Below are 21,801 nucleotides of genomic sequence, written 5' to 3' on the forward strand. Positions count from 1 at the left end.
AGACCGGCACCACGTGGGACCCGCGGCCACCGCGGGTCCCGCTTTCACAGCGGTACCCGCAGCGGACCCGTCCGGCGGCGCCGGTGCGCACTTCGCCTTCACCGACCGGTGGGGCGGGGTGAGCACCGGCCCGTACGGGTCGCTGAACCTCGGCGGCGCGGTCGGAGACGACCCCGCCGCCGTGGTCGCGAACAGGGCACGTGCGGCCGGCACCCTCGGGCTCGACCCGGAGCGGGTCGTCTGGATGAACCAGGTGCACGGCCGTGAGGTCGCGGTGGTCGACGGACCCTGGGGGCCGGGCCGCGAGATTCCCGCGGTGGACGCGCTGGTGACCAGCCGTCGGGGGCTGCCGCTCGCCGTGCTCACCGCGGACTGCGTCCCGGTCCTGCTGGCCGATCCGGTCGCCGGGGTCGTCGCGGCGGCGCACGCGGGCCGCCCCGGTCTCGTCGCCGGAGTCGTCCCCGCGACCGTGGAGGCGATGCTCGCCCTCGGCGCCGAAGCCTCCCGGATCGTCGCCCGCACCGGACCGGCGGTCTGCGGCGGTTGCTACGAGGTCCCGGCCGCGATGCGGGACGAGGTCGCCGAGACCGTCCCCGCCGCCCGGGCGGAGACCCGGTGGGGCACTCCGGCGGTGGACGTCGTCGCCGGGGTCCACTCCCAGCTCGACGCCCTCGGTGTGCGCGACGTGCGGCGTTCGCCGTCCTGCACGCGGGAGTCGGACGACCACTTCTCGTACCGGCGCGACCGCACCACCGGACGGCTCGCCGGATACGTCTGGCTGGACGAGCCCGTCGATCAGGACCAGGACGACGAGGACACGGCATGACGGACCGCAGCAAGGAACTCGCCGACAACCTGGCGCGGGTGGAGGAACGTATCGCCTCCGCCTGTGCCGCGGCCGGCCGGTCGCGGGACGAGGTCACCCTCATCGTGGTCACCAAGACCTACCCCGCGAGCGACGTGCGGATTCTGCACGGACTCGGTGTGCGTCAGGTGGCCGAGAACCGGGACCAGGACGCCGCCCCCAAGGCTGCGGACTGTTCGGATCTGTCGCTCACTTGGCACTTTGTCGGTCAGCTTCAGACCAACAAGGTTCGTTCCGTGACGCGTTATGCCGACGTCGTGCAGTCGATCGACCGGATCAAGCTTGTTTCCGCGCTCTCCACGGCTGCGGCCGGGGAGCGGGAGAGCGAACTCGGCTGTCTGGTCCAGGTCGCCCTCGACGCCGGGAACGGTGAGCGCGGCGAACGGGGCGGAGTCGCTCCCGACGGCGTGGAGGCGCTGGCCGCGGCGGTGGCGGCGGCACCCGGACTCCGGCTCGACGGTCTGATGACGGTCGCGCCGCTCGCCGGTCCGTACGCCGGACGGCAACGGGCCGCCTTCGAGCGGCTGATGGAAATCTCATCCCGGCTGCGCATGGACCATCCGGCTGCGAACATGGTCTCCGCGGGGATGAGTTCGGACCTTGAGGACGCCGTGGCGGCCGGAGCGACACATGTACGCGTCGGTACTGCGGTACTCGGAGTCCGACCCCGGCTCGGGTAACGTCGCGAAGAAGGTCGGACCACAGCAGAAAATATGGTCATTCCCGCTCAATACGGGGCAGACCACCGTGGATCGCTGGCACTTGGCGACGATTGCCGATCCACCACAGAGCGGAGGACTCGGAGCATGGCCGGCGCGATGCGCAAGATGGCGGTCTACCTCGGCCTCGTGGAGGACGATGGGTACGACGGTCCGGGGTTCGACCCCGACGATGAATTCGAACCCGAGCCGGAGCCCGAGCGGGACCGGCGCATGCATCAGCCCGCGCATCAGGTGGAGCGGGAGCGCGAAAGGGACGAACCGGTACGAGTGGTGCAACCCCCCGCGCCGCGCGAGCCAGTTCAGCTCCCCGTGGGCGGCGTGCGACCCGCCCGGATCGCACCCGTGGCATCCATCACACCTGAACGCCCCAACCTGGAGAAGAACGCACCCGTGATCATGCCCAAGGTCGTCTCCGAGCGGGAGCCGTACCGCATCACCACGTTGCACCCCCGGACCTACAACGAGGCCCGTACCATCGGGGAACACTTCCGTGAGGGCACCCCGGTGATCATGAATCTCACGGAGATGGACGACACGGATGCAAAGCGACTTGTCGACTTTGCCGCGGGACTCGTCTTCGGACTTCATGGCAGCATTGAGCGCGTGACGCAGAAGGTGTTCCTGTTGTCGCCTGCTAACGTCGATGTCACGGCGGAGGACAAGGCTCGTATTGCAGAGGGCGGGTTCTTCAACCAGAGCTGAGAACGCGACACGGGAACTACCCGGCCGAGAGGCCGGAGCTACGAGAGCCAGGGGAGGGGAACGCGGTCATGGGCGTCGCACTCGATGTGGTCAGCGTCGCGCTGATGTGTTTCCTCATCGTGCTGATCTTCCGGCTGGTCATGGACTACGTCTTCCAGTTCGCGCGCTCATGGGAGCCGGGCAAGCCGATGGTGGTGGTTCTCGAGGCCACTTACACGGTCACCGATCCACCACTCAAGCTCCTGCGGCGGTTGATCCCGCCGCTGCGTCTCGGGGGCGTGGCACTCGACCTGTCCTTCTTCGTTCTGATGATCATCGTCTACATCCTGATCGAGCTGTTCAAGTGGCTTGCGAGCAGCGTGTGAACGATACGGTCTTGCCGACTGCCGACGACTACGTAGAGGTGAAGAAGAGATGCCGCTGACCCCCGAGGACGTGCGGAACAAGCAGTTCACGACCGTCCGCCTCCGAGAAGGCTATGACGAGGACGAGGTCGATGCCTTCCTCGACGAGGTCGAGTCCGAGCTGACGCGACTGCTGCGCGAGAACGAGGATCTGCGCGCCAAGCTGGCCGCCGCGACGCGTGCCGCCGCGCAGAACCAGCAGCAGCAGGCCATGCGCAAGCCTCCGGAGCAGCAGCAGGAGAGGCCCGGGGCTCCCGTGCCCGCCGCCATATCGGGTCCGCCGGTCCAGCAGCAGCCCCCGCAGATGGGTCCGCCGCAGCTGCCCGCCGGTCCCAGTGGCCACGGCCCCCAGCAGGGTCAGCACGGCCCCGGTCCGCAGGGCCAGCAGGGCCCCGGCCCGATGCAGGGCGGCCCCATGGGCGGTCCGATGCAGGGTGGCCCCATGGGCGGTCCCATGGGTGGCCCCATGGGTCACGCTCCGCAGCAGATGCAGCAGCAGATGCAGCCCATGCAGCAGATGCAGCAGCCCATGCAGCAGATGCAGCAGCAGGGCCCGGGCGGCGACAGTGCCGCCCGTGTCCTCTCGCTGGCGCAGCAGACCGCCGACCAGGCGATCGCGGAGGCCCGTTCCGAGGCCAACAAGATCGTCGGTGAGGCGCGCAGCCGCGCCGAGGGCCTGGAGCGGGACGCCCGGGCGAAGGCCGACGCGCTGGAGCGGGACGCGCAGGAGAAGCACCGCGTGGCGATGGGCTCGCTGGAGTCGGCCCGCGCGACGCTGGAGCGCAAGGTCGAGGACCTGCGCGGCTTCGAGCGCGAGTACCGCACCCGCCTGAAGTCGTACCTGGAGAGCCAGTTGCGTCAGCTGGAGACCCAGGCCGACGACTCGCTGGCTCCGCCGCGGAGCCCCGCGGCCGCCTCGCTGCCGCCGTCGCCCTCGCTGGCCCCGGCCGGTGCCGGTGCGATGGGCCACGGCATGGGCGCCGGCAACCACGGCGGCCCGTCGATGGGTGGCAACCCGTCCATGGGTCCCGGACCGTCGTTCGGTGGGCAGCAGCAGATGTCGCCCGCCATGACGCAGCCGATGGCACCGGTACGGCCGCAGGCGCCGCAGCCGATGCAGCAGGCTCCGTCGCCGATGCGCGGCTTCCTCATCGACGAGGACGACAACTGACCGGCTCGCGCTCTCTGAGCGCGTAGCCGTCGGCAGGCTGAGGGCCGGGCCCCGGGGATCTCCCCGGGGCCCGGCCTTTTTTGCGTGTACGGGTGCCTCCGGCGGCGGCCGGTGAACCGAAGTCGGTCGGGGCCACCGAAGCTCGGCGGGGCCGGTCGCGGGCGGGTTGCGGGCCGGTTGCGTGGCCGGCCCCGGGCCGGTTACGACGCCCGTCGCGGGACCCGGAGTTGCATAAATCAACTCAGAGGCACACGAATCACCCTGTAGTGGCGCGAAATTACCGACGTCCTCCGGGACTCCCCTGGCGGCCGAGAACGCCGGAGGCCCGGCGGAAGATCCGCCGGGCCTCCGGTCGATACGGTGCCCCGTGGTGCCGAGGGGCGGCCGGTCAGTGCTTGCGGAGTCGGAAGGCCAGGTCCAGGCCCTCGTCCTCGAACGGGGTGCCGTACGAGTCGTCCGCGTCGCCCTGCGCGTAGTCCAGGGCGAGCACCTCGTCCGCGATCAGCGGGGCGTGTTCGGTGAGCGCCTCCACCGTGGCGGCAGAGCCGGACGTCCAGCGCACCGCGATCCGGTCCGCCACGTCCAGGCCGCTGTTCTTGCGGGCCTCCTGGATCAGCCGGATCGCGTCACGGGCGAGGCCCGCGCGGCGCAGCTCCGGGGTGATCTCCAGGTCCAGGGCGACCGTGGCGCCCGAATCGGACGCGACCGACCAGCCCTCGCGCGGGGTCTCCGTGATGATGACCTCGTCCGGCGTCAGCGAGACCGTCTCGCCGTCCACCTCGACCGACGCGGTGCCCTCGCGCAGCGCCCGCGACAGCGCGGCGGCGTCGGCGTTCGCGACCGCCTTGGCGACCGCCTGCACGCCCTTGCCGAAACGCTTGCCCAGCGCGCGGAAGTTGGCCTTCGCCGTGGTGTCGACCAGCGAGCCGCCCACCTCGGAGAGCGAGGCCAGCGAGGAGACGTTCAGCTCCTCGGTGATCTGCGCGTGCAGATCGGCGGAGAGCGTCTCGAAACCGGCCGCCGCGACCAGTGCGCGCGACAGCGGCTGGCGGGTCTTCACCCCGGACTCGGCGCGGGTGGCCCGGCCGAGCTCCACCAGCCGGCGCACCAGCGCCATCCGCGTGGAGAGTTCGGGGTCGACCGCCGAGGCGTCGGCCACCGGCCACGAGGAGAGGTGCACCGACTCGGGGGCGTCCGGCGTCACCGGGACCACCAGGTCCTGCCAGACCCGCTCGGTGATGAACGGGGTCAGCGGGGCCATCAGCCGGGTCACCGTCTCGACGACCTCGTGCAGGGTGCGCAGCGCCGCCCTGTCGCCCTGCCAGAAGCGGCGGCGCGAGCGGCGGACGTACCAGTTGGAGAGGTCGTCGACGAACGAGGAGAGCAGCTTGCCCGCCCGCTGGGTGTCGAAGCCGTCCAGCGCGGTGGTCACCTCGCCCACCAGGGCGTTGAGTTCGCTCAGCAGCCAGCGGTCCAGGACCGTGCGGTCCGCCGGCGCCGGGTCGGCCGCCGAGGGCGCCCAGCCGGACGTACGGGCGTACAGCGCCTGGAAGGCGACCGTGTTCCAGTACGTCAGGAGCGTCTTGCGGACGACCTCCTGGATGGTGCCGTGCCCGACGCGCCGGGCCGCCCACGGGGAGCCGCCCGCCGCCATGAACCAGCGCACCGCGTCGGCGCCGTGCTGGTCCATCAGCGGGATCGGGTCCAGGGTGTTGCCCAGGTGCTTGGACATCTTCCGGCCGTCCTCGGCGAGGATGTGGCCGAGGCAGACGACGTTCTCGTAGGAGGACTTGTCGAAGACCAGGGTGCCGACAGCCATCAGCGTGTAGAACCAGCCACGCGTCTGGTCGATGGCCTCCGAGATGAACTGCGCCGGGTAGCGGCTCTCGAAGACTTCCTTGTTCTTGTACGGGTAGCCCCACTGCGCGAACGGCATCGAACCCGAGTCGTACCAGGCGTCGATGACCTCGGGGACGCGGAACGCCTCCAGCCGGCAGTCCGCCTCGGTGCAGGTGAACGTGATCGCGTCGACGAACGGGCGGTGCGGGTCGAGGTCCGACTGGTCGCTGCCGGTCAGCTCGGACAGCTCGGCGCGCGAGCCGACACAGGTGAGGTGGCCGTCCTCGCAGCGCCAGATCGGCAGCGGGGTGCCCCAGTAGCGGTTGCGCGAGAGCGCCCAGTCGACGTTGTTGTGCAGCCAGTCGCCGAAGCGGCCGTTCTTCACCGAGTCGGGGAACCAGTTGGTCTTCTCGTTCTCCGCGAGGAGACGGTCCTTGACGGCCGTGGTGCGGATGTACCAGGACGGCTGCGCGTAGTAGAGCAGCGCGGTGTGGCAGCGCCAGCAGTGCGGGTAGCTGTGCTCGTACGGGACGTGGCGGAAGAGCTTGCCCCGGGCCGCCAGGTCCTCGGTGAGGGTCTCGTCGGCCTTCTTGAAGAAGACCCCGCCGACCAGCGGCAGATCCTCCTCGAACGTGCCGTCCGGGCGCACCGGGTTGACCACCGGCAGACCGTACGCCTTGCAGACCAGGAGGTCGTCGGCGCCGAACGCGGGGGACTGGTGGACCAGACCCGTACCGTCCTCGGTGGTGACGTACTCGGCGTTGACGACGTAGTGCGCCTCGGCCGGGAACTCGACCAGGTCGAAGGGGCGCTCGTAGGTCCAGCGCTCCATCTCGCGCCCGGTGAAGGACTCGCCGGTGAGCTCCCAGCCCTCGCCGAGCGCCTTCTCCACCAGCGGGCGCGCCACGACGAGACGCTCCTCGCCGTCCGTCGCCACGACGTACTCGACCTCGGGGTGGGCGGCGACGGCGGTGTTGGAGACCAGCGTCCACGGGGTGGTCGTCCAGACCAGCAGCGACGCCCGGCCGGCCAGCGGGCCGGAGGTGAGAGGGAAGCGGACGAAGACCGACGGGTCGACGACCGTCTCGTACCCCTGCGCCAGCTCGTGGTCGGAGAGGCCGGTGCCGCAGCGCGGGCACCAGGGGGCGACGCGGTGGGACTGGACCAGCAGGTCCTTGTCGAAGATCTTCTTCAGCGACCACCAGACGGAGTCGACGTACTCCGGGTCCATCGTCCGGTACGCGTCGTCCATGTCGACCCAGTACCCCATGCGGGTCGTCAGGTCGGAGAAGGCGTCGGTGTGGCGGGTCACGGACTCACGGCACTTGGCGTTGAACTCGGCGATGCCGTACGCCTCGATGTCCTTCTTGCCGTTGAAGCCCAGCTCCTTCTCGACCGCGAGCTCGACCGGCAGGCCGTGGCAGTCCCAGCCGGCCTTCCGGCCGACGTGGTAGCCCTGCATCGTGCGGAAGCGCGGAAAGACGTCCTTGAAGACGCGGGCTTCGATGTGGTGGGCGCCGGGCATGCCGTTGGCGGTCGGCGGACCCTCGTAGAAGACCCACTCGGGGCGGCCCTCGGACTGTTCGAGGCTCTTGGCGAAGACCTTGCCGTCGCGCCAGAAGTCGAGCACGTCGTGCTCCAGCGCGGGCAGGTCGACCTGAGCGGGGACCGGGCGGTACTGCGGCGATGTCATGTTCGGGTTTCCTCCGGCGGACGTCTTCCCACTTCCGTCGGAGGGACGAGAGCGCTGGGCTCCCGCGGTACCACCCTCCTTGGCCCGGGCGCGTGCCCTGGCCCCCTCATTGGGGTGCGATGCCGGGTCTACTTGCCTGCTTGCGGCGTTCTTCCGACGGCTCCGGGGTGATCTTCACGACGCGCTCGCCCCCGGGCTTCCACCGACCCCGGGTCGCTCTGGGCTGCGTACGACGCTACTCGTCCCATCCATGCCTCTCGCTGCGCCCAGTGTACGGGCCCGGGGGCGGCGCGTCCGACCGGTTTCGCGCGGGGTCCCGCGCGGCCCCACGACTGACCCGAATGGCGCGTCGGGGGCCCGCGGAACCTGCGGCCGCGCCGCGCGGCGGAATACCCGGCGGGGAGCTGGGCACAACGGATGCAGGCGGGCCGTGTCCGGGTGCGGGGAGGGGTGGCAGGGCGGCGTGCCCCGTTGCCGCGGGTCATGGGTCGATTTATCGTCCCAGCACGATCCGCGAGCAGGATCACCCTAGGTGAAGGGGTCGCGCCCATGGTGGCGAAGAAGACCGTCGGACGGACGTCGTCAGCGGCATCCTCGGACGCGGCGGACGACGGGACGCACGCCGGGAGCGGAGAGGACACCGCGAGCCGCGCGGAAGCCGGGAGCGGTCACGGCGCGGCGGAGCCGGAGGCGGGCGCGAAGAAGCCCGCCAAGAAGGCCGCTGCCAAGAAGACGGCGGCCAGGAAGAGGGCTGCCAAGAAGACCGCCGCCAGGAAGACCACCGCCGGGAAGGCCCCCGCGAAGAAGAGCGCGGCCCGCACGAGCACGGCGAAGAAGGCCGAACCAGCGGCCACGGAGGCGGCCGACGCCGCCCAGCAGACAGGAGAGCAGACGGTGGCAGCCAAGAAGACCGCGGCCAGGGCGGCCGGGGCAGGGTCCGGCGGACCGAGCGCGAGTGCGGTGCCCCAGGCACGCGTGGCGACCGCACCCGGAGAGCTGGCCGTCCGGCCGGGGGAGGACCCCTGGACGCCGGAGGAGGTCGCCGAGGCGCGGGCGGAACTCACCGGCGAGGCCACCCGGCTCCGCACCGAGCTGGAAGCCTCCGGGGCGGCCCTCGCGGGGCTGATGCGCGACTCCGGCGACGGGGCCGGCGACGACGAGGCGGACACCGGCACCAAGAACATCACCCGCGAGCACGAACTCTCGCTCGCCGCCCACGCCCAGGAGACCCTGGAGCAGACCGAACGCGCCCTGGCCCGCATGGACGCCGGGACCTACGGCCTCTGCGAGGTGTGCGGCAAACCCATCGGCAAGGCCCGCATGCAGGCGTTCCCCCGGGCCACCCTCTGCGTGGAGGACAAGCAGAAGCAGGAGAGACGCGGCTGACCGTCCGGGGCGCTCCGTGTCGTACCCTCGTCCTCAATCGGCACCAGGCCGTGTCCGGTCGCCCCACCGGGCGGCCGGGGGTGCGGTACCGGACACGACCCAGGTTGAGGATTCACGTGGCAGAGGCGGAGCGCACCATCGAAACGCCGGAGACCCCCGACGCCCCGGCGGCCGGGGAGACCGGCCCCCTGAAGCCCGCCGACGCCACCGCCCCGGGCGGTGCCGGGGTCGGTGGCACGGCGGCCGGCGAACCGGCCGACGGTGACACGGCCGACGGTGACACGGCCGACGGTGACACGGCCGACGAGGCGGACGGCTCCACCGCCGTCACGGGCAAGGGCAGGCGGCGGCTCGTCGCGCTCTTCACCGTGGCCGTCGTGGCGTACGTCCTCGACCTGATCAGCAAGACGCTCGTCGTCGCGAAGCTGGAGCACCACGCCCCCGTCGAGATCATCGGCGACTGGCTGAAGCTGGAGGCGGTGCGCAACCCCGGCGCCGCGTTCTCCATGGGCGAGGCCTTCACGGTGGTCTTCACGGTCATCGCCACGGCGGTGATCGTCGTCATCGTCCGGCTCGCCCGCAAGCTCCGCAGCCTGCCCTGGGCCATCGCCCTCGGCCTGCTGCTCGGCGGGGCGCTCGGCAACCTCACCGACCGCCTCTTCCGCGCGCCGGGCGTCTTCAAGGGCGCGGTGGTGGACTTCATCTCACCGGCGCACTTCGCGGTCTTCAACCTGGCCGACTCCGCGATCGTCTGCGGAGGCATCCTCATCGTGATCCTCTCCTTCCGGGGACTGGACCCGGACGGCACCGTCCACAAGGACTGAGGCCGGACTCCGGCCTTTCGTCCGGCCGCCGTCCACCGGGGCCGGGCGACGGCCGGGGAAGATCGCCGGTCACAGCACCGGTGGCCGCAAGGCATACTCGACCAGGTGAGTACGCACCCCGAGATCCGAACCCTGCCCGTGCCCGACGGCCTGGAGGGCGAGCGCGTCGACGCCGCCATCTCCCGGATGTTCGGGTTCTCCCGCACCAAGGCCGCCGAGCTGGCCGCCGCCGGAAAGGTGCAGGTGGACGGTTCGGTGGCCGGGAAGTCCGACCGGGTCCAGGGCGGTGCCTGGATGGAGGTCGAGATGCCGCAGGCAGCTCCTCCGGTCCAGATCGTCGCCGAGCCCGTCGAGGGCATGGAGATCGTGCACGACGACGACGACATCGTCGTCATCGTGAAGCCGGTCGGCGTCGCCGCCCACCCCAGCCCCGGCTGGACCGGCACCACCGTCATCGGCGGCCTCGCCGCCGCCGGGTACCGCATCTCCACCTCGGGTGCCGCCGAGCGCCAGGGCATCGTGCACCGGCTCGACGTGGGCACCTCCGGGCTGATGGTGGTGGCCAAGTCGGAGCGGGCGTACACCCTGCTCAAGGCTCAGTTCCGCGACCGCGTCGTGGAGAAGAAGTACCACGCGCTGGTGCAGGGCCACCCGGACCCGATGAGCGGCACCATCGACGCCCCCATCGGCCGCCACCCGAACCACGACTACAAGTGGGCCGTGGTCCAGGAGGGCAAGCCCTCCGTGACGCACTACGACCTCATCGAGGCGTACCGCGCGGCCAGCCTGCTCGACATCAAGCTGGAGACGGGCCGTACGCACCAGATCCGGGTGCACATGTCCGCCCACCGCCACCCCTGCGTCGGCGACCTCACCTACGGCGCGGACCCGACCATGGCCAAGCGCCTCGGCCTGACCCGGCAGTGGCTGCACGCCGTCCGGCTCGGCTTCGAACACCCCTCGGACGGCAGCTGGGTCGAGTTCGCCAGCGACTACCCCGCCGACCTCCAGCACGCCCTCGACACGATCGCCGCGGAGAGCGAATGACCACCGGCACCACCCCGTACACCGCCCGGCGGACCCGCGACGAGGCGGACCGTGCGGCCTGCTTCCAGGTCCGCAAGGACGTCTTCGTCGGCGAGCAGGGAGTGCCCGAGGACCTGGAGTACGACGCGTACGACCGGCCCGAGGCCAGCACCGTGCACGTCATCGCGGTCACCGAGGACGGCACGGCGCTCGGTACCGGCCGGCTGCTGCACGGTGAGGCGGCGGCCGGGAAGACCGGCGGCGACCTCACCGTCGGCTCGCTGGGCCGGCTCGCCGTGGCCGAGTCGGCCCGCGGCCTCGGTGTCGGCGCCGCACTGGTCCGCGCCGTCGAGGACGAGGCGAGGGCGCTCGGCCTGGCCGCCGTCGACCTGCACGCCCAGACCCATGCCCTCGGCTTCTACGAGCGCCTCGGCTACGAGGTCTACGGCCCCGAGTTCCAGGACGCCGGGATAGCGCACCGCGCCATGCGCCGCACGCTCGCGGAGCAGTAGCTTCCGTTCGTCCGCCGCGCAGGGGGTGTCATCGCACCTCACGGACCCGGCGTGACAGGGTGGACCTCCCGTCCGGCCGCACGCCGGGCGGGAACGCTGCATCCTGCGGAAGGCGTTCCACGTGGACCAGATGGCACTGCTCCTGCTGCTCCTGCTGGGAGCGGTGATCACGGTGCCGGTGGGGGAGCGGCTGGGGCTGCCGGCCCCGGTACTGATGACACTGATCGGCGTGGGGATGGCCTTCCTCCCCTTCGTGCCCAATGTCGACATCCCGCCGGAGATCATTCTCCCCGCGCTGCTGCCGCCGCTGCTCTACGCCTCCGTGCAGCGCACCTCCTGGCGGCAGTTCGCGGCCAACAAGCGGCCGATCTTCCTGCTCGCGGTCGCCCTGGTCTTCGTGACGACGGCGGCGGTCGCGGCCGTCGCCGACTCCGTGGTGCCCGGACTGCCCCTCGCCGCCGCCGTGGCGCTCGGCGCGCTCGTCGCGCCGCCCGACCCGGTGGCCGCCACCGCCGTCGCCGGCTCGCTCGGGCTGCCCCGCCGGCTGGTCTCCATCCTGGAGGGCGAGGGTCTCTTCAACGACGTGACCGCGATCGTGCTCTACCACGTGGCCATCGCGGCGGCCGTGAGCGGCACCTTCTCGCTTCCCGCGGCCTTCGGACTGCTGATTTTGTCGGCCGTGGTCGCCATAGCGGTCGGACTCGCGCTCGGCTGGCTCACCATCAAGCTGATGGGCCTCCTCGGGGACGCCACGCTCCAGGTCGGCCTCACCCTCCTCGTACCGTTCGTGGCCTACGTCCTGTCCGAGGAGCTGATGGGCTCCGGCGTCCTCGCCGTCCTGACCGTCGCGCTCTTCCTCGCCGAACACACCGCCGACGCCGACGACGTGCTGGGGCGGCTCACCGGGCGCACCTTCTGGGACATCGTCGACACCCTGGTCACCGGGATCGCCTTCGGGCTCATCGGGCTGGAACTCCACAACGTCTTCGGCACCGCCGACGGGCGGGAGTGGCGGATGGTGGGCTGGGGACTCGCGATCGTCGGGGTGGTCGTCGGCGTACGGCTGCTCTGGCTGCTGCCGGCGACCTGGCTCGCCAAGCGGCTGCACACCCGGCGCGACGTGAGCGAGGAGATCCCGACCAGCTGGCGCGAGACCGTCGTCATGTGGTGGGCGGGGATGCGCGGGGTGGCGTCCGTCGCGCTGGCCCTCGCCGTCCCGCTGAAGACCGACGACGGCGAACCCTTCCCGGGCCGCGACGAGATCGTCTTCATCGCCTTCGCGGTCATCATGGCGACCCTGGTGTTCCAGGGGCTCACCCTGCCCTGGCTGGTGCGCAGGCTCGGCGTCCGGGCCGACACCGACGCCGAACGCGAGCTGGAGAAGCGCCTCGCGATCCGCGCCGCCAAGGCGGCCAGGGTGCGGCTGAAGGAGATCCAGCAGGTGGAGGAGTTCCCCGAGGAGGTGCTGGAGCGCCTCCAGCGCGCCGCCTACGACATCGGGGCGCGCATCAGCCCCGACATGGTGGACGAGGAGCGGCGCGACGCCTACGCCCAGCGCGCGAAGCGCTTCAAGGAGGTCAGCCGCATCCAGCGGGAGCTGCTGTCGGCCGCCCGCCACGAGGTGCTCTCGGCCCGCAGCGAGGCCGGCTCCGACCCCGAGGTGGTGGACCGGGTGCTGCGGTTCCTGGACGTGCGCAGCCTGCGCTGAGCCGGGCGCGGTCAGCCGCGTCCGGTGTGCGGGGCCGCGTGCGGGGCGGACTCCTTGCCGTTGCGGCGGACGGACGCGGCGGTACGGGAGGTCAGCTCCGGCCACTGGTCGGCCGCGACGAGGGTGGCGGGGGCCGTGGCGACCCGGGGCAGGGCGTACGGGTGGTGGTCCCGGAGCCAGGCGATCAACTGCTCGCGCACCGCGCACCGGACCGTCCAGATGTCGTCCGCGTCCTTCGCGGTGACCACGGCCCGCACCTGGATCGTGGTCGGCGTGGTGTCGGTCACCGCGAGGGACCAGGTCCGCCCGTCCCAGGCGCCGCACTCGCCGAGGATGTCGCGCATCTTGTCCCGCATCGCGGCCATCGGCGCCGCGTGGTCGAGATGGAAGTAGACCGTGCCGGTCATCTGGACCCCGCCGCGCGACCAGTTCTCGAACGGGCGGCTGGTGAAGTACGACACCGGCATGGTGATCCTGCGCTCGTCCCAGGTACGTACGGCGAGGAAGGTCAGCGTGATCTCCTCCACGGTGCCCCACTCGCCGTCCACCACCACGGTGTCGCCGAGGCGCACCATGTCGCCGAAGGCGATCTGGAATCCGGCGAAGACGTTGCCGAGGGTGGACTGGGCGGCGACACCGGCGACGATGCCGAGCACGCCGGCCGAGGCCAGCATCGAGGTGCCGACGGTCTGCATCGCCGGGAAGGTCAGCAGCATCGCGGCGACCGCCACCGTGGTCACCACGGCGATGACCACCCGCTGGATCAGCGTCACCTGGGTGCGCACGCGGCGGACCCGGGCGGGATCGCGGGTGGAGGTGGCGTAGCGGGCGTAACTGGACTCCACGACGGTCGCCGCCACCCGGACCACCAGCCAGGCCGAGGCGCCGATCAGCACCAGGCTCAGCACCTGGCCGATCGAATCCCGGTGGTCGCGCACCAGCTCCAGGCGCAGATGGGCGAAGGTGCCCCGCAGCAGGCCCGCGCAGATCACCACCTGGAGCGGCGGCCGGCAGCGCCTCAGCAGGCCCCACAATGGCGTGTCGGGGTGCCGGACGTCCGCCCGCCGCAGAGCCAGGTCCACCAGCCAGCCGGCCAGCAGGGTGATCGCCACCGAGCCGCCGACGATCAGCAGCGGGCGCAGCACGTTCTCCATCCTCGTGTCCTCCGGGGTCCGGGTGGCAGCTGGCACCATGGGCGGCATGAACATCATGCTTTTCCACTCGACCTACGGGCTCCGGCCCGCGGTGCACGCCGCTGCCGACCGGCTCCGAGCAGCCGGCCATGAGGTGCGCGTGCCCGATCTGTTCGAGGGGCACACCTTTGAAACGCAGGCGGAGGCGCAGGCGTACCGGGAGGAGCTGGGCAAGGACGAGCTGCTCAAGCGGGCGGTCCTGGCCGCCGCGCCCTACTCGGAGCAGGGCCTCGTCTACGTGGGCTTCTCGCTCGGGGCGGCCGTGGCGCAGACCCTCGCCCTCGGCGACGAGAAGGCCCGCGGGCTGCTCCTCTTCCACGGCACCTCGGACCTCGCCGAGAACGCGAGCACGGACGAGCTCCCGGTCCAGCTGCACGTCGCCGACCCGGACGCCTCGGAGCCGCACGACTGGCTGAACAGCTGGTACCTGGAGATGCGGCGGGCCGGGGCGGACGTGGAGATCTACCGCTACCCCGGTGCCGGACACCTCTTCACCGACGACGGTCTGCCCGACTACGACGAGAAGGCGGCCGAGCTGGCCTGGAAGGTCGCGCTGGGCTTCCTGGCGACCCTCTGAGCCCGGCGGCCGGACACCTGAAAAGGGACGGGCGGGCCGACACCCGAGGTGCCGGCCCGCCCGTCTTCCAGCGTTCGTGCTCGGCTCAGCCCTTGAGTGCCGCGTCGATCGCCGTGGTGTAGTCGGCCACCGTCATGGGCGCGCTGTCGCTGCCCTCGGCGGTCACGGTCTTGCCGTCCATCTTCAGCGTCGGCGTGCCGGTGACCCCGCTGGAGTCGAAGGTCTTGGACATCTTGACGGCCCAGGCGTCGTAGGTGCCGTCGTTGACGTTCTTCTGGAACGCCTTGTTGTCCTTGAGCGCGTCCACCGTGTCGGCGACCTCGATGAGGTAGCTGTCCTTGGCGAACTTGTCCTCGGTCTCGTCGGGGTGGTACTTCGCCGAGTAGAGCGCCGTCTTGTACTGGAGGAACGCCTCCGGGCTGACGTTCAGCGCCGCGCCCAGGGCACTGAGGGCGTTCTTGGAGCCCTCGCCGTTGTCGCTGTTGTCGATGAAGGTGGCACCGACGTACTTGATCTTGTACTTGCCGTCCGCGACGTCCTTGGTGACCGTCGAGCCGACGGTCTGCTCGAACTGGGCGCATATCGGGCAGCGGGAGTCCTCGTACATCTCCAGCGTCTTCTTGGCGGAGGACTCGCCGACGACGACGGTCGTGCCGTTGGTGCCGGAGGTGTTCTTCGGGGCGACCACCTTCGCGTCGCCCGCGGCCTCCCAGGCGTCCGGCTTGTTCAGCTCGTTGACGCCGTAGGCGACACCGCCGGCGATGGCCAGCACGGCGACGATCGAGACGCCGACGATGATCTGCTTGCGGGCCTTGTCCTTCTTCGCCTGGCGCTCGCGCTCCGCGCGCAGCCGCTCGCGGGCCGCTGCCTTGTTCGCCTGGTTGTTGCGGTTGCTCATGATCGTTCTCCGTGGGATGTACGTGAAGACGTGACGGGGTGAGGGATGCGGTGTGCCGGCTCAGGCCGGCAGCGGCGGCCCTCTCCGGCCCACGGAATGCGTGAAGAGCGGACGGGCGGCGACGAACGGGCGCGGGCCCGGCAGGCGCACGGCGCCCCGCACCGGACGGCGGGCCCCACGGGCCACCGCCAGCGCGACCAGCAGCGGGTGGAACGCGAAGGCGGCAGCCGCCCGCAGCAGGGATGCCAGCGCGGCCTCCCCGCGCCGCAGCCAGGCCGCCGCGAGCAGCCCGACGGCCACGTGCGCGGCGAGCAGCAGCCACGGGACACCCGGCCCCGGGGGCAGCGGCAGAGCGGCGGCGGAGGCGGGGTGCCCGACTCCGGCGACCCGCGCCAGCGGCGCTCCGACTCCGTGGCCGCCGCAGAGCACGTCGAATCCCAGGGAGCGCAGCGGACCGGCCACCGGGCCGCCCGCCGCGCCGTAGCAGAGCTGCTGCCCGGTGGTGAAGACCGTGTCGGCGGCGAGCTCCAGCGGGACCAGCAGCCCCGCTATCGCCCCGAAACCGCGCTCCCGGCCCGCCAGCGCGTACGCCGCGGCGAACACCAGGCCCCCCACCAGCACCAGCGCGGTCACCGGCAGGGCTTCCCTGGAGAGCAGGACGTGGGACGCCGAGGACAGCGTGACGACGAGCGCGGTGAAGAGCGCCGCGCGCGCGGTCCTGGGGCGTGTGTCGAAAGTCCCGCCTGTCCGGCGACGCCCGGCACGCACGCTCGCCGCGTTGTCGGGATCACCCCGATACATCCAGTATCGAGGCGACCCTCCGCCTTGCGATCGCACGCACCGGACGCCGCCGGACCCGCCCTCCGGGCGGCCGGCGCCACTTTCGACCCACGCCCTGGGTCGCGTCCCTGATATGTCCATCGCCGGAGAGTCTCGCACGCGCCCCTGTAAGCGACTCCTAAAGGTCCGGGACCACGGCTGTCCCGGACCTCCGGTCGGCCTCCGCCGTGGATTGGTCAGAGGCCCGGGATGCGGCCGTTGCGGAAGAGGTCCACGAAGATCCGGTGGTCCCGGCGGGCCCGCGCGCCGTAACTGTGGGCGAAGTCGACGAGGAGATCGCCGAAGCCGTCCTCGTCGGCCGCGATGGCGGCGTCGATGGCCCTCTCGGTGGAGAACGGCACCAGCGAGTGACCGCTCTCGTCGTCGGCCGCCGCGTGCATGGTGGCCGTCGCCCGGCCCAGGTCGGCGACGACCGCCGCGATCTCGTCGGGCTCGTCGATGTCGGACCAGTCCAGGTCCACGGCGTACGGCGAGACCTCCGCCACCAGCTGTCCGGCGCCGTCCAGCTCCGTCCAGCCCAGCCACGGGTCGGCGTGGTCCTGGAGCGCCCGCTGCGAGATCACCGTGCGGTGGCCCTCGTGCTGGAAGTACCCGCGCACCGAGGCGTCCGTGATGTGCCGGGAGACGGCCGGGGTCTGGGCCTGCTTGACGTAGATCACGACGTCGTTCTCCAGGGCGTCGCTGTTGCCCTCCAGCAGGATGTTGTACGAGGGCAGCCCGGCCGAGCCGATGCCGATGCCCCGGCGGCCCACCACGTCTTTCACCCGGTAGGAGTCCGGGCGGGTCAGGCTCGACTCGGGCAGGGTCTCCAGGTAGCCGTCGAACGCGGCGAGGACCTTGTAACGGGTCGCCGCGTCCAGGTCGACGGCGCCGCCGTCCGGGGCGAACCGGCGCTCGAAGTCGCGGATCTCCGTCATCGAGTCGAGCAGCGAGAAGCGGGTGAGCGACCGGGCCGTCCGGAGCGCGCCGAGCAGCGGGCCGTCGGCGGTGTCCAGGGTGAAGGGCGGCACCTCGTCGTTCTTCGCGCCGGTCGCGAGCGCGTGGATGCGCTCGCGGTACGCGGCGGCGAAGACCCGGACCAGCTCGGTGATCTGGTCGTCGCTGAGGGCCTTGGCGTACCCGATCAGGGCGACGGAGGCGGCGAAGCGCTTCAGGTCCCAGGTGAACGGGCCGACGTACGCCTCGTCGAAGTCGTTGACGTTGAAGACCAGGCGGCCGTTGGCGTCCATGTAGGTGCCGAAGTTCTCCGCGTGGAGGTCACCGTGGATCCAGACCCGGCCGGTGCGCTCGTCGAGGTACGGGCCGCCGAGCCGCTCCCGGGCCAGGTCGTCGTAGAACAGGCAGGCGGTGCCCCGGTAGAAGGCGAAGGCGGAGCCCGCCATCTTCCGGAACTTGACCCGGAAGGCGGCCGGGTCGGCCGCCAGCAGCTCACCGAAGGCGGTCTCGAAGACGGCGAGAATGCGCTCCCCGCGGTCTTCCGCGCCGCTCTGCTGTTCCGACATCGCTGGGTGCCTCCTGGTACAGGGCGTCGATCTTCGTCGAGCACCGTCGAACTTGGCGTTCATGACAAATGGGACAGGCGTCTCCGCCCTTCCAACGCGTGACCGTACTCGCAAGTGCCCGTCGTTCGTCAGCGCCAAGACGTAGACTTCCGGGCTGTCCCCCCTGACACCCTCAGCCGTCGGCCGCCCGTCGCCCGCCCGTCACCCGGGCCGAGTGCGGCGGGGCCACATCCGTCATCCCCCGGAGGCACAGCGCCGTGACCAAGCCGCCCTTCACGCACCTGCACGTCCACACCCAGTACTCCCTGCTCGACGGTGCCGCGCGGCTCAAGGACATGTTCGAGGCGTGCAACACCATGGGGATGTCGCACATCGCCATGACGGACCACGGCAACCTCCACGGGGCGTACGACTTCTTCCACTCGGCGAAGAAGGCCGGTGTGACGCCGATCATCGGCATCGAGGCGTACGTCGCCCCGGAGTCGCGCAAGCACAAGCGGAAGATCCAGTGGGGACAGCCGCACCAGAAGCGCGACGACGTCTCGGGTTCCGGCGGTTACACCCACAAGACGATCTGGGCCTCCAACGCCACCGGGCTGCACAACCTCTTCAGGCTCTCCTCGGACGCCTACGCCGAGGGCTGGCTGCAGAAGTGGCCCCGCATGGACAAGGAGACCATCGCCCAGTGGTCCGAGGGCCTGATCGCCTCCACCGGATGCCCCTCGGGTGAGGTGCAGACCCGGCTGCGGCTCGGCCAGTTCGACGAGGCCGTCCAGGCCGCCTCCGACTACAAGGACATCTTCGGCGAGGGCAAGTACTTCCTGGAGCTGATGGACCACGGCATCGAGATCGAGCGCCGGGTCCGCGACGGGCTCCTCGAAATCGGCAAGAAGCTGAACATCCCGCCGCTGGTGACGAACGACTCGCACTACACCTACGCGCACGAGGCCACCGCCCACGACGCCCTGCTCTGCATCCAGACCGGCAAGAACCTCTCCGACCCGGACCGCTTCCGCTTCGACGGCACCGGCTACTACCTGAAGACGGCGGAGGAGATGTACGCCGTCGACTCCTCCGACGCCTGGCAGCAGGGGTGCGACAACACCTTCCTGGTCGCGCAGCAGATCGACACCGCCGGCATGTTCGAGGCGAAGAACCTCATGCCGAAGTTCGACATCCCGGACGGCTACACGGAGGTCACCTGGTTCCGCGAGGAGGTCCGGGTCGGCATGGACCGCCGCTTCCCGGGCGGTGTCCCCGACGACCGGCAGAAGCAGGTCGAGTACGAGATGGACATCATCATCCAGATGGGGTTCCCGGGGTACTTCCTCGTCGTCGCCGACTTCATCATGTGGGCCAAGAACAACGGCATCGCGGTCGGCCCGGGCCGAGGCTCCGCGGCCGGCTCGATCGTCTCGTACGCCATGGGCATCACCGACCTCGACCCCATCGAGCACGGACTGATCTTCGAGCGGTTCCTCAACCCCGAGCGCGTCTCCATGCCCGACGTCGACATCGACTTCGACGAACGCCGGCGCGTCGAGGTGATCCGCTACGTCACCGAGAAGTACGGCGCCGACAAGGTCGCCATGATCGGCACGTACGGCAAGATCAAGGCCAAGAACGCGATCAAGGACTCCGCCCGCGTCCTCGGCTACCCGTACGCGATGGGCGACCGCCTCACCAAGGCGATGCCCGCCGACGTCCTCGGCAAGGGCATCGACCTCAACGGCATCACCGACCCCAAGCACCCGCGCTACGGCGAGGCCGGCGAGATCCGGGGCATGTATGAGAACGAGCCGGACGTCAAGAAGGTCATCGACACCGCCAAGGGCGTCGAAGGACTGGTCCGGCAGATGGGCGTGCACGCCGCCGGCGTGATCATGTCCAGCGAACCGATCGTGGACCACGCCCCGGTCTGGGTCCGGCACACCGACGGCGTCACCATCACGCAGTGGGACTACCCCCAGTGCGAGTCGCTCGGCCTGCTCAAGATGGACTTCCTGGGCCTGCGCAACCTCACCATCATGGACGACGCCGTCAAGATGGTGAAGGCGAACAAGGGTGTCGAGCTGGAGATGCTCGCCCTGCCGCTGAACGACCCCAAGACGTACGAACTCCTGTGCCGCGGCGACACGCTCGGCGTCTTCCAGTTCGACGGCGGGCCGATGCGCTCGCTGCTCCGCCAGATGCAGCCCGACAACTTCGAGGACATCTCCGCCGTCTCGGCCCTCTACCGGCCGGGCCCGATGGGCATGAACTCGCACACGAACTACGCCGAGCGCAAGAACGCCCGCCAGGAGATCACCCCGATCCACCCGGAGCTGGAGGAGCCCCTCAAGGAGGTCCTCGGCCTCACCTACGGCCTGATCGTCTACCAGGAGCAGGTGCAGAAGGCGGCCCAGATCGTCGCCGGCTACTCGCTCGGCGAAGCCGACATCCTGCGCCGCGTGATGGGCAAGAAGAAGGCCGACGAGCTGGCGAAGAACTTCGTCCTCTTCGAGGCCGGCGCCAAGAAGAACGGCTTCTCCGACGCCGCGATCAAGGCGCTCTGGGACGTCCTGGTGCCGTTCGCCGGATACGCGTTCAACAAGGCGCACTCCTCCGCGTACGGGCTCGTCACCTACTGGACCGCCTATCTCAAGGCGAACTACCCCGCCGAGTACATGGCCGCCCTGCTGACCTCGGTCAAGGACGACAAGGACAAGTCGGCGATCTACCTCAACGAGTGCCGGCGCATGGGCATCAAGGTGCTCCCGCCGAACGTCAACGAGTCCGAGGCCAACTTCGCCGCCCAGGGTGACGACGTGATCCTCTTCGGCCTCACCGCCGTGCGCAACGTCGGTACCAACGTGGTGGACTCGATCATCCGGTGCCGCAAGGCGAAGGGGAAGTACGCCACCTTCCCCGACTTCCTCGACAAGGTCGAAGCGGTCGTCTGCAACAAGCGCACCGTGGAATCGCTCATCAAGGCCGGCGCCTTCGACGAGATGGGCCACACCCGCAAGGGACTCGTCGCCCACCACGAACCCATGATCGACAACGTGGTCCAGGTCAAGCGCAAGGAGGCCGAGGGGCAGTTCGACCTCTTCGGCGGCATGGGCGACTCGGACGACGGCTCCTCCGAGCCGGGCTTCGGTCTGGACGTCGAGTTCTCCGACATCGAGTGGGAGAAGTCCTACCTGCTCGCCCAGGAGCGCGAGATGCTCGGCCTGTACGTCTCCGACCACCCGCTCTTCGGCCTGGAGCACGTCCTCTCCGACAAGGCGGACGCCTCGATCTCCCAGCTGACCGGCGGAGAGCACGGCGACGGCGCGATCGTCACCGTCGGCGGCATCATCTCCGGCCTCCAGCGGAAGATGACCAAGCAGGGCAACGCCTGGGCCATCGCCACCGTCGAGGACCTCGCGGGCGCCATCGAGTGCATGTTCTTCCCCGCCACCTACCAACTGGTCTCCACCCAGCTGGTGGAGGACACCGTCGTCTTCGTCAAGGGACGGCTCGACAAGCGCGAGGACGTGCCCCGGCTCGTCGCCATGGAGATGCAGGTCCCCGACATCTCGAACGCGGGCACCAACGCGCCGGTGGTCCTCACCATCCCCACCGTCCGGATCACGCCCCCGATGGTCAGCCGCCTCGGCGAAGTGCTCTCCAGCCACCGGGGCGACACCGAGGTCCGCATCAAGCTCCAGGGCCCCCGCAAGACGACCGTCCTCAGGCTCGACCGGCACCGCGTGAAGCCCGACCCGGCGCTCTTCGGCGACCTCAAGGTGCTGCTCGGCCCGTCCTGCCTGGCGGGCTGACCGCGGCGCTGCTCGGCCCGTCCCGATCGGCGGCCGGCCGGCCGCGGGGGGCGCCCGGACACGACACGTGACCCGGGGCCCCGCACACGTACACGTACGGCACACGAAGGGGCGCTCCCGCCGACGACGGCGGGAG

17 protein-coding genes are annotated in these 21,801 nt (G+C 70.7%); 12 read left to right on the forward strand and 5 right to left on the reverse strand.

Translation table 11 applies throughout. The annotated features are described in order from the left end of the window. Nucleotides 1-13: 13 nt before the first annotated feature. The 5 genes from pgeF to ACWD3D_RS08615 all read left to right on the forward strand — a co-directional run bounded on the left by pgeF (nt 14) and on the right by ACWD3D_RS08615 (nt 3,864). On the forward strand, nt 14-826 hold the full coding sequence (gene pgeF, locus ACWD3D_RS08595) for a peptidoglycan editing factor PgeF (protein ID WP_451460162.1): 813 nt from the start codon (nt 14-16) through the stop codon (nt 824-826). After that, the gene (locus tag ACWD3D_RS08600; RefSeq protein WP_451460163.1) at nt 823-1,545 is read left to right on the forward strand and encodes a YggS family pyridoxal phosphate-dependent enzyme; all 723 of its coding nucleotides are present in this window, start codon (nt 823-825) and stop codon (nt 1,543-1,545) included. The genes pgeF and ACWD3D_RS08600 overlap by 4 nt, the downstream gene beginning before the upstream one ends. Nucleotides 1,546-1,671: 126 nt before the next feature. After that, nucleotides 1,672-2,289 (forward strand): cell division protein SepF, encoded by a 618-nt coding sequence (locus ACWD3D_RS08605; RefSeq protein ID WP_451460164.1) that lies wholly within the window; start codon nt 1,672-1,674, stop codon nt 2,287-2,289. Nucleotides 2,290-2,357: 68 nt separating this feature from the next. Next, nucleotides 2,358-2,654 (forward strand): YggT family protein, encoded by a 297-nt coding sequence (locus ACWD3D_RS08610; protein WP_328722201.1) that lies wholly within the window; start codon nt 2,358-2,360, stop codon nt 2,652-2,654. Nucleotides 2,655-2,703: 49 nt separating this feature from the next. After that, nucleotides 2,704-3,864, forward strand: coding sequence for a DivIVA domain-containing protein (locus tag ACWD3D_RS08615; protein ID WP_451460165.1), 1,161 nt, complete (start codon nt 2,704-2,706; stop codon nt 3,862-3,864). A 388-nt stretch (nt 3,865-4,252) separates the two neighbouring features. Here the strand turns inward: ACWD3D_RS08615 and ileS are convergent, their stop codons facing one another. Continuing rightward, nucleotides 4,253-7,396 (reverse strand): isoleucine--tRNA ligase, encoded by a 3,144-nt coding sequence (gene ileS / locus ACWD3D_RS08620; RefSeq protein WP_451460166.1) that lies wholly within the window; start codon nt 7,394-7,396, stop codon nt 4,253-4,255. A 549-nt stretch (nt 7,397-7,945) separates the two neighbouring features. Here ileS and ACWD3D_RS08625 point away from each other — a divergent pair. The 5 genes from ACWD3D_RS08625 (at nt 7,946) to ACWD3D_RS08645 (ending at nt 12,852) form a co-directional block, all read left to right on the forward strand. After that, nucleotides 7,946-8,782 (forward strand): TraR/DksA family transcriptional regulator, encoded by an 837-nt coding sequence (locus ACWD3D_RS08625; RefSeq protein WP_451460167.1) that lies wholly within the window; start codon nt 7,946-7,948, stop codon nt 8,780-8,782. A 116-nt stretch (nt 8,783-8,898) separates the two neighbouring features. After that, nucleotides 8,899-9,606, forward strand: coding sequence for a signal peptidase II (gene lspA, locus ACWD3D_RS08630; RefSeq protein WP_451460168.1), 708 nt, complete (start codon nt 8,899-8,901; stop codon nt 9,604-9,606). 105 nt (nt 9,607-9,711) lie between these two features. Further along, the gene (locus tag ACWD3D_RS08635; RefSeq protein ID WP_451460169.1) at nt 9,712-10,653 is read left to right on the forward strand and encodes an RluA family pseudouridine synthase; all 942 of its coding nucleotides are present in this window, start codon (nt 9,712-9,714) and stop codon (nt 10,651-10,653) included. Next, complete coding sequence (locus ACWD3D_RS08640; protein WP_451460170.1) at nt 10,650-11,144, forward strand: GNAT family N-acetyltransferase; 495 nt, start codon at nt 10,650-10,652, stop codon at nt 11,142-11,144. The genes ACWD3D_RS08635 and ACWD3D_RS08640 overlap by 4 nt, the downstream gene beginning before the upstream one ends. A gap of 121 nt (nt 11,145-11,265) precedes the next feature. Next, on the forward strand, nt 11,266-12,852 hold the full coding sequence (locus tag ACWD3D_RS08645; protein WP_451460171.1) for a Na+/H+ antiporter: 1,587 nt from the start codon (nt 11,266-11,268) through the stop codon (nt 12,850-12,852). 11 nt (nt 12,853-12,863) lie between these two features. Here ACWD3D_RS08645 and ACWD3D_RS08650 read toward each other — a convergent pair whose 3' ends face one another. Next, nucleotides 12,864-14,006 carry a mechanosensitive ion channel family protein gene (locus tag ACWD3D_RS08650; RefSeq protein ID WP_451460172.1) on the reverse strand — a complete coding sequence of 381 codons (1,143 nt, stop codon included), beginning with the start codon at nt 14,004-14,006 and terminating at the stop codon, nt 12,864-12,866. A 37-nt stretch (nt 14,007-14,043) separates the two neighbouring features. Between ACWD3D_RS08650 and ACWD3D_RS08655 the strand changes: the two genes are divergently transcribed. Then, complete coding sequence (locus ACWD3D_RS08655; RefSeq protein ID WP_451460177.1) at nt 14,044-14,622, forward strand: dienelactone hydrolase family protein; 579 nt, start codon at nt 14,044-14,046, stop codon at nt 14,620-14,622. 85 nt (nt 14,623-14,707) lie between these two features. On the opposite strand, the gene ACWD3D_RS08660 is transcribed toward ACWD3D_RS08655, so the two are convergent. The 3 genes from ACWD3D_RS08660 to ACWD3D_RS08670 all read right to left on the reverse strand — a co-directional run bounded on the left by ACWD3D_RS08660 (nt 14,708) and on the right by ACWD3D_RS08670 (nt 17,862). Next, nucleotides 14,708-15,520 (reverse strand): DsbA family protein, encoded by an 813-nt coding sequence (locus tag ACWD3D_RS08660; RefSeq protein WP_451460173.1) that lies wholly within the window; start codon nt 15,518-15,520, stop codon nt 14,708-14,710. A 60-nt stretch (nt 15,521-15,580) separates the two neighbouring features. Further along, on the reverse strand, nt 15,581-16,288 hold the full coding sequence (locus ACWD3D_RS08665) for a hypothetical protein (RefSeq protein WP_451460174.1): 708 nt from the start codon (nt 16,286-16,288) through the stop codon (nt 15,581-15,583). Nucleotides 16,289-16,536: 248 nt separating this feature from the next. Continuing rightward, the gene (locus ACWD3D_RS08670) at nt 16,537-17,862 is read right to left on the reverse strand and encodes a DUF2252 domain-containing protein (protein ID WP_451460175.1); all 1,326 of its coding nucleotides are present in this window, start codon (nt 17,860-17,862) and stop codon (nt 16,537-16,539) included. A 257-nt stretch (nt 17,863-18,119) separates the two neighbouring features. On the opposite strand from ACWD3D_RS08670, the gene dnaE reads away from it, so the two are divergent. Then, nucleotides 18,120-21,665: a DNA polymerase III subunit alpha gene (gene dnaE, locus ACWD3D_RS08675; RefSeq protein ID WP_451460176.1), complete on the forward strand. Its 3,546-nt coding sequence runs from the start codon at nt 18,120-18,122 to the stop codon at nt 21,663-21,665. Nucleotides 21,666-21,801: the final 136 nt, after the last annotated feature.

This window comes from Streptomyces sp. NPDC002690, assembly GCF_053592415.1.